Genomic DNA, 7259 nt, shown 5'->3' with positions numbered 1-7259 from the left:
GTAGATATCGGTGCCGACAATGCCGAGCAACAGACCGAGCACGACCATCGCCAGCGCCTTGACGATCGAACCGTGCGCAAGCGCGACCGACGAGACGAGGCCGACGACCATCAGCGAAAAATATTCGGCCGCGCCGAATTCCAGCGCGATCGAGGTCAGCGGCGGGGCGAAGATGGCGACGAGGAAGGTCGACACCGTGCCGGCGAAGAACGAACCGATCGCCGCGATCGCGAGTGCCGCGCCGGCGCGGCCGTTCCTGGCCATCTGATAGCCGTCGATCGCCGTGACGGCCGAGGACGATTCGCCGGGCATGTTGATGAGAATGGCTGTGGTCGAGCCGCCATATTGCGCACCGTAATAGATGCCGGCGAGCATGATGAGGGAGGAAACCGGGTCGCCGATCTGAAAGGTGATCGGCAAGAGCATGGCGATGGTCGCGGTGGCGCCGATCCCGGGCAGGACGCCGATCAGCGTGCCAAGAAGGACGCCGATCAGGCAGAAACCAAGGTTCGTCAGCGATGAAGCGGTCGAAAAGCCGAGCGCCAGATTGTCGAGGAGCTCCATGCTCATCTCCTCACAATGGCAGCCATGGGCCAAAGCGCCGGAACGGAAGGCCGAGTGCGTAGCTGAAGACGAAAAATGCAAACAGGGTCAGGCCGGTCGACAGCACGAACGCGGTCAGCGGTTTCATGCGGCCGCTGGCGAACGATGCGATCAGCGCCGTCAGGAAGATTGACGGAATGAAGCCGAGGCCGCGCACCGTCAGGCCGAAGAAGATCGGAGCGGGAAGGATGAACAGCGAGCCGCGCCACGCAATGTAGCCGATCGGATCGCCCTCGAATCGCACCGCCTGGAAGAGGATGACGAGGCCAAGCAGGATCAGCACGATCGCCAGCACCAGCGGGAAATAGCCCGGCCCCATGCGGAAGGCGGTGCCGATTTCCAGGCCGAGCGACTGCAACGCGAAAAATGCGCCGAAAACGATGAACAGCGCAGCGCATATGCCGTTCGTCCTGTCGATTGCGAAAGCCTTCATGACATTCCTCCCAGGCTGCGGGCGCGCGACGATACCGAAGCGAGAACGGGGCGCCGGCGGCGCCCCGTTCAAACCTCAGTCGGCGTACTGGCCGGCGGCTTCGATGATCGGCTTCCAGCGAACGATCTCGTTTTCCAGCTTGGCCTTCAGCGCGGCCGGCGTCGCGTCGGCCTGCTGCGACGGCCTGGTGCCGAGCTCGGCGAAGCGGGCGGCGACGTTCTCGTCCTTCAGCGCGACCTGCAGGGATTTCGACAGCCGTTCGGTGATCTCCGCCGGAGTGCCCTTGGGGGCATAAAGACCGTGCCAGATGCTGACCTGCACGTCGGGAAGGCCGGCTTCCGTCGTCGTCGGGACATCGGGCAGCACATCGAGGCGCTCCGGCGAGGTGACGGCGTAAGCCTTGATCGTGCCGCCCTGGATCTGCTTGGTGGTGTTGGTCGTCTGGTCGCACATGATGTCGACCTGGCCGCCGAGGAGATCGGTCATGGCCGGGCCGGTGCCCTTGTAGGGGACGGTGACCAGCGGCGTCTTGATAGCGCTCATGAACAGCATGCCGCAGAGATGCGAGGCAGCACCTATGCCGGCATTGGCTACGGTGACGCTATCCTTGTTGGCCTTGGCGTACTCGACCAATCCCTTCAAATCGGCCGGCTCGAGGTCCTTTCGGCCAACGATGGTCATTGGCACCTCGGTGACGAGGCCGACATATTCGAAGGCGTTCAGCGTGTCGTAGGCGAGCTTTCGGTAGAGTGTGGCACTGGTGGCCATGCCGATGTGATGGAGGAGCAGGGTGTAACCGTCCGGCTCGGCCTTCGCGACGCGGCCAGCGCCCAGCGTGCCACCGGCGCCGCCGACATTCTCGACGATGACCTGCTGGCCGAGATCCTTGGACATAGCTTCCGCGACAAGACGCGTGACCGTGTCGGTCGGGCCGCCGGCCGCAAACGGCACCACGACGGTGATGGTGCGTTCGGGATAGGTTTGCGCGCCTGCGGCGACCGGATAAAGCGTGACGGCCACGGCGGCAGCCAGAGCGGCGACAAATCTTCTCATCGTGATTTCCTCCCAGAGCTTAAATCTTCAACCGCTGCGCGGAGTTCTCCTCGACACCGGCTGCACGGGTACAACTAGGGCAGGCTAACAGATTGCAATCGTACTCAAATGGCAAAGTGCTGATATCCGCAACCGTTCTGAATTGCGATCCATGAGGCGGCCGGACCATCGGAGGAACGACTGTCCCGGCTGGATCGGGGCACGCCAAGCGCGCGCCGTCTGTCTGGAAGATGATCCGCCCGGCCTGGCCCTTGCTCGCGGCCGGTGATTTGCTAGGTGCTTTGCAGGTTTGAGCGAGGGCGACCCATGAACCATCACGACACAAGCGGCGTTCCGATTATCGAAACGACGCGCGCCATCCTGCGAGCGCACCGGCTGGAGGATTTCGACGCCTATGTCGCCATGTGGGCCGATCCGGTCGTCACCCGCTTCATCGGCGGCAGGCCGCGCACGCGAGAAGAGAGCTGGATGCGCTTCCTGCGTCACGCCGGGCTCTGGTCGCTGCTCGGCTACGGTTTCTGGGCGATCGAGGACAAGGCGACGGGCCGTTTCGTCGGTGAGGCCGGGTTTCACGACCTCAAGCGCGATATGGAGCCGCCGATAGAGGGCATTCCGGAGGCCGGGTGGGCGCTCGCTCCGGCCGCCCACGGCGCCGGCCTCGCCACCGAGATCGTCAGCCGCGTGCTTGGCTGGGGCGACGAGACCTTCGGACGTGGCAAAACCGTCTGCATCATCGACCCCGAAAACACCGCTTCCTTGAACGTGGCGACGAAGTGCGGCTACCGGGAGGTGGCGCGGACCATCTATCACGAAACCCCGACCATCCTGCTGGAGCGGTTGGCCTGAGCACTCGCCAAGTGCCTAAAGCGCGCGGCGTCGAAACGGATTCATGCGCTGCGCCTAGCTTTCTTGTTTTACGTCGTTCTCCCAAAGCCGAGGTCCCTTTGGGCGGCATGCATTAGCGGTCGTTCCGCAAAGGCGTCGAAATGATCCGAGAACGCCGTCTGCTCCTGATAACCGCGCCGGGACTGGCATTATCCGTTTGCACCGCGGCTTCGCGAGCCGCTTCATCGAGCATCGAGGCATCCTCGCCGAAGGCGCGGGTGGCACTGGCCGCCGCCTCGAGCAGCGGCCGCCGCATGCGCCGCAGGAAGGCCGCGTCGACGCGTGTGCTCGGGCCGGCCAGGGTCAAGGCGCCGAGCAGAACCCGCCCAGGCCCGAACACCGGCGCCGAGACGCCCGCCGTCTGCGGGTCGCGGTCGCCGATGGCGAGGCAGTTGCAGGTCTTGCGGATGGTTTCGTACGGTTCGCCCGGCTGTCCGGAAAACGCCGCCAGCACACGCCCGCCGGAGCCCACCAGCAACGGCAGGACGTCACCCTCGCGGATCGTATAGCGGATAGGATGCTTGGACTCGACGCGATAGAGACAGGTGCGCACGTCTCCCGACCGGACATAGAACGCAACGCTTTCCCAGCTTAGCTCGCAGAGATCGCGCATGATCGGCAGCAGGATGTCGACCGCCACGACCGACCGCTGATAGAGCGCGCCGAGCCGGAAGCTGGCCGGTCCGATGCGGTAGCGTCCGTCGTCCAGGCGTTCGAGCAATTGTCCGCGCAAAAGCGAATTGGCCAGCCGCAGAATGGTGCTCTTATAGAGGCCGGTTCGGGCCGCGATCTCGGAAAGGCTGAGCGAGCGGTCCGCCGTGGTGAATGCATCGAGGATGGCAATGGCCCGGTCAAGCGCGGCAACACCGTCGGCTGACGCGCTCCGGATTTCGATGCCAGCTGGTTTGCCTGCCGAATTCATTGGTTCCCAGTCGAACAAAGGTCGAGCGGCGCGATTGTGTCGCGCAGCTCAAGCATTCTGTCCAGCAGAATATCGTTCCTGTTGACGGAACGCGGTAAAGTCTGCTTGAACTCAAGCACGGGTCTGGTTTCAGGCGCGTTTTTGGCGGGCACCGGAGGAGGTGTCGTGATTTGGAGGAATCCCATGCTGAACAGACGCAAATTTTTGATGAGCACCGCTGCCGCGGGGGCCGCCGGGCTGGTGGCGTCGCGTCTTTCTCCCGCCTTTGCCCAAGGCACGCCACAGATCCAGATTTTCGTGCCGGCGGCGCCCGGTGGCGGCTGGGACCAGACCGCGCGCACGATGGACCAGGTGCTGCGCAGCGAGAAGCTGATCTCCGGCTCGCAGATCACCAATGTCGGCGGCGCCGGCGGCACGGTCGGGCTGCCGCAATTCATCAGTCAATGGAACGGCAAGGGCAATTCGCTGATGGTTGGCGGCATGGTCATGGTCGGCGCCATCATCGCCAACAAGGCTGCCAATAATTTGACGCAGGTCACGCCGATCGCCCGGCTCACCGGCGAGTTCGAAGCGCTGGTGGTGCCGGCGGCCTCGCCGTTCAAGACGGCCGCCGACTTCGTCGCCGCGCTTAAAGAGGATCCGACGAAGGTTCCCGTCGCCGGCGGCTCGGCCGGCGGTTCGGACCATATCCTGTTCGGCCTGATCGCCAAGACGGCGGGCGTGCCGGCGACAAACCTGTCCTACGTGCCGTTCGCGGGCGGCGGCGAGGCGCTGTCAGCGCTGCTCGGCAACCAGGTGGCGGCGGGCATTTCCGGCTTTGGCGAGTTCTCCGAACAGGTCAAGGCCGGGGCGCTCAGGCTGCTCGCCATTTCCGCCGACAAGCGGCAGGAGGGCATCGATGCGCCAACGCTGAAGGAAGCCGGCATCGACGTCGAACTGTTCAACTGGCGCGGCGTCTTCGCACCCCCCGGCGTCTCCGATACCGATAAGGCGGCGATGATCACGCTGGTCGAGACCATGGCCAAGAGCGATGCCTGGGCCACGGAATGCAAGAACCGCAACTGGACGCCCATCCTGCTCACCGGCGACGACTATGCGAAGTTCCTTGCCGAGGATACGGCTCGCATCGAAGCCATCCTCAAGGATCTCGGGCTCGCCTGATTTCCCTGAAGGGGGCGGGTCCATGGTCCGCCCTTTTTCCTCCCGCCGTTCGCATGGACATGCGATCCACCGGGGATAAAAATAGGATAAAAGCCGGCTGTGAGACGCCGGCTGTCTTGGGAGGACATTCATGAGCACCAGCGACCAGCAGGCTGCGTCCTCGCGCCTTGCCGTACCCGAACTGCTGATCGGCATCGGGCTTCTGGCCTGTGCCGGGGCGGTCGCCTGGCAGACCTTGGCGATCCCGGTGTCGCCGCTCTACTCCAAGGTCGGCCCGACCGTCTTTCCCTACCTCACCATGTTCGGCCTGGTGGTTCTTTCGCTCCTGCTCATCGTCGCCGCACTGCGCGGCGGCTGGCAGCCGGAGGAGGAAAAGGAGACGCCGACCGACTGGAAGGCGATGGGCTTCGTCGTCATCGGCCTTGTCGCCAACCTGCTCCTGATCCAGCCGCTCGGCTTCACCGCGGCATCCGTCATCATGTTCGTTCTGGTCTGCTACGGCTTCGGCAGCCGGCATACGCTGCGCGATGCGCTCACTGGCCTCGTGCTGGCGCTGGCCGCCTATTTCGGCTTCGCCAGGGCGCTCGGCGTCAATATCGGCGCCGGTTTCATCGAGAACCAGCTGAATACGGTAATCGATGCGTTCACCAGCACGCTGAGGGGCTGACGCCATGGAAACGCTAGGCCATCTGGCACACGGTTTCGCCGTCGCCTTCACTCCGGTCAACCTTCTGTGGTGCCTGCTCGGCACCACGCTTGGCACCGCCATCGGCGTGCTGCCCGGCCTCGGACCGGCGCTGACCATCGCGCTGCTTCTGCCGATCACCTACCAGGTTGCGCCGGAGGCCTCCTTCATCCTGTTTGCCGGCATCTATTACGGGGCCATGTATGGCGGCTCGACGACCTCGATCCTGCTCAACACGCCAGGCGAAAGCGCTACCATCGTCACCGCGCTGGAAGGCAACAAGATGGCCCGGTCCGGGCGCGGCGGCGCCGCACTTGCCACCTCGGCGATCGGCTCCTTCGTCGCCGGCACTCTCGGCACGCTGGGCGTCGCCTTCCTGGCGCCTATCGTGGTCAGGTTCGCGCTGGCCTTCGGCCCGGCCGAATATTTCTCGCTGATGGTGCTGGCCTTCATCACGGTTTCGGCGGTGCTCGGCTCGTCCTCGGTGCGCGGCTTGACCAGCCTGTTCGCCGGCTTTGTTATCGGCATGATCGGGGTCGACCTGCAGACCGGCCAGCCGCGCTTCACCTTCGGCATGACCGAACTGCTCGACGGCGTCGACGTCATCATCGCCGCCGTCGGCCTGTTCGCCGTCGGTGAGACGCTCTACATGGCCTCGCGCCGTTATGCCGGCAAGGACGAGATCGTGCCGCTGAAGGGCTCGCTCTATATGACGGCGGCCGAATGGAGGCGCTCGTGGAAGCCCTGGTTGCGCGGCGCCGCGATCGGCTTCCCGATCGGCGCCATGCCGGCCGGCGGCGCCGAGATCCCGACCTTCCTGTCCTATGCCATCGAAAAGAAGCTTTCGAAGCACAAGCAGGAATTCGGCACGGTTGGCGCCATCGAGGGCGTAGCCGGTCCGGAGGCCGCCAACAATGCCTCGGCTGCCGGCGTGCTGGTGCCGATGCTGACGCTCGGGCTGCCGACCTCGGCGACGGCGGCAATCATGCTTTCGGCCTTCCAGAGCTACGGCATCAATCCAGGCCCGCTGCTTCTGACGACACAAGGCAACCTGGTCTGGGGACTGATCGCCAGCCTGTTCATCGCCAACGTCATTCTCGTCATCCTCAATCTGCCGCTGATCGGGCTTTGGGTGCGGCTGCTGAAGATCCCGGCGCCGCAGCTCTATGCCGGCATCCTGGTTTTCGCCACCGTCGGCACCTACGGCATTTCGCAGTCGCCGATCGACCTCGCCATCCTCTATCTCCTGGGTGCTGCCGGCTTCCTGATGCGGCGCTTCGATTTCCCGACCGCGCCCGTCATCATCGGCATGATCCTGGGACCGCTCGCCGAAACCCAATTCCGCCGCGCCATGACGATCTCGAACGGCGACTGGTCGGTGTTCTACAAGCACCCGCTGTCGCTGACCCTGCTGACGCTGGCCTTCATCGGCCTGGTCGGGCCGCATATCTGGGCCTACATCGAACGCCGCCGATTGCGGGGGCCGGAGCATGTGCCGGGCGATGCCTGATCGATTT

Annotated in this window: 8 protein-coding genes; 4 read left to right on the top strand and 4 right to left on the bottom strand. The window is 64.6% G+C overall.

What is annotated here, in order from left to right:
- The 3 genes from FJ426_RS13800 to FJ426_RS13790 all read right to left on the bottom strand — a co-directional run.
- On the bottom strand, nucleotides 1-564 hold a 564-nt coding region (locus tag FJ426_RS13800; protein ID WP_181171839.1), incomplete at its 3' end, for a tripartite tricarboxylate transporter permease.
- A gap of 10 nt (nucleotides 565-574) precedes the next feature.
- The gene (locus FJ426_RS13795) at nucleotides 575-1036 is read right to left on the bottom strand and encodes a tripartite tricarboxylate transporter TctB family protein (protein WP_140560255.1); all 462 of its coding nucleotides are present in this window, start codon (nucleotides 1034-1036) and stop codon (nucleotides 575-577) included.
- A gap of 75 nt (nucleotides 1037-1111) precedes the next feature.
- Complete coding sequence (locus FJ426_RS13790; protein WP_140560256.1) at nucleotides 1112-2089, bottom strand: tripartite tricarboxylate transporter substrate-binding protein; 978 nt, start codon at nucleotides 2087-2089, stop codon at nucleotides 1112-1114.
- A 306-nt stretch (nucleotides 2090-2395) separates the two neighbouring features.
- On the opposite strand from FJ426_RS13790, the gene FJ426_RS13785 reads away from it, so the two are divergent.
- The gene (locus tag FJ426_RS13785; RefSeq protein WP_140560257.1) at nucleotides 2396-2935 is read left to right on the top strand and encodes a GNAT family N-acetyltransferase; all 540 of its coding nucleotides are present in this window, start codon (nucleotides 2396-2398) and stop codon (nucleotides 2933-2935) included.
- 112 nt (nucleotides 2936-3047) lie between these two features.
- Here FJ426_RS13785 and FJ426_RS13780 read toward each other — a convergent pair whose 3' ends face one another.
- Nucleotides 3048-3896, bottom strand: a complete 849-nt coding sequence (locus tag FJ426_RS13780; RefSeq protein ID WP_224684736.1) for an IclR family transcriptional regulator — start codon at nucleotides 3894-3896, stop codon at nucleotides 3048-3050.
- 183 nt (nucleotides 3897-4079) lie between these two features.
- Between FJ426_RS13780 and FJ426_RS13775 the strand changes: the two genes are divergently transcribed.
- The 3 genes from FJ426_RS13775 (at nucleotide 4080) to FJ426_RS13765 (ending at nucleotide 7252) form a co-directional block, all read left to right on the top strand.
- Complete coding sequence (locus FJ426_RS13775; protein WP_140513746.1) at nucleotides 4080-5057, top strand: tripartite tricarboxylate transporter substrate-binding protein; 978 nt, start codon at nucleotides 4080-4082, stop codon at nucleotides 5055-5057.
- 130 nt (nucleotides 5058-5187) lie between these two features.
- Nucleotides 5188-5724, top strand: a complete 537-nt coding sequence (locus FJ426_RS13770) for a tripartite tricarboxylate transporter TctB family protein (protein WP_140513745.1) — start codon at nucleotides 5188-5190, stop codon at nucleotides 5722-5724.
- Nucleotides 5725-5728: 4 nt separating this feature from the next.
- A complete protein-coding gene (locus FJ426_RS13765; RefSeq protein WP_140556474.1) occupies nucleotides 5729-7252 on the top strand; it encodes a tripartite tricarboxylate transporter permease in 1524 nt (507 codons plus the stop codon).
- Nucleotides 7253-7259: the final 7 nt, after the last annotated feature.

The sequence above is a fragment of the Mesorhizobium sp. B2-6-4 genome, from assembly GCF_006441495.1.
GTDB lineage: Bacteria > Pseudomonadota > Alphaproteobacteria > Rhizobiales > Rhizobiaceae > Mesorhizobium.
This window is presented reverse-complemented; position numbering and strand designations above follow the sequence as displayed.

Excerpts from the sequence above, each read along its gene's own strand:
- FJ426_RS13795 (WP_140560255.1), bottom strand. The coding sequence starts at position 1,036 with ATGAAGGCTTTCGCAATCGACAGGACGAACGGCATATGCGCTGCGCTG.
- FJ426_RS13790 (WP_140560256.1), bottom strand. The coding sequence starts at position 2,089 with ATGAGAAGATTTGTCGCCGCTCTGGCTGCCGCCGTGGCCGTCACGCTT.
- FJ426_RS13785 (WP_140560257.1), top strand. The coding sequence starts at position 2,396 with ATGAACCATCACGACACAAGCGGCGTTCCGATTATCGAAACGACGCGC.
- FJ426_RS13780 (WP_224684736.1), bottom strand. The coding sequence starts at position 3,896 with ATGAATTCGGCAGGCAAACCAGCTGGCATCGAAATCCGGAGCGCGTCA.
- FJ426_RS13775 (WP_140513746.1), top strand. The coding sequence starts at position 4,080 with ATGCTGAACAGACGCAAATTTTTGATGAGCACCGCTGCCGCGGGGGCC.
- FJ426_RS13770 (WP_140513745.1), top strand. The coding sequence starts at position 5,188 with ATGAGCACCAGCGACCAGCAGGCTGCGTCCTCGCGCCTTGCCGTACCC.
- FJ426_RS13765 (WP_140556474.1), top strand. The coding sequence starts at position 5,729 with ATGGAAACGCTAGGCCATCTGGCACACGGTTTCGCCGTCGCCTTCACT.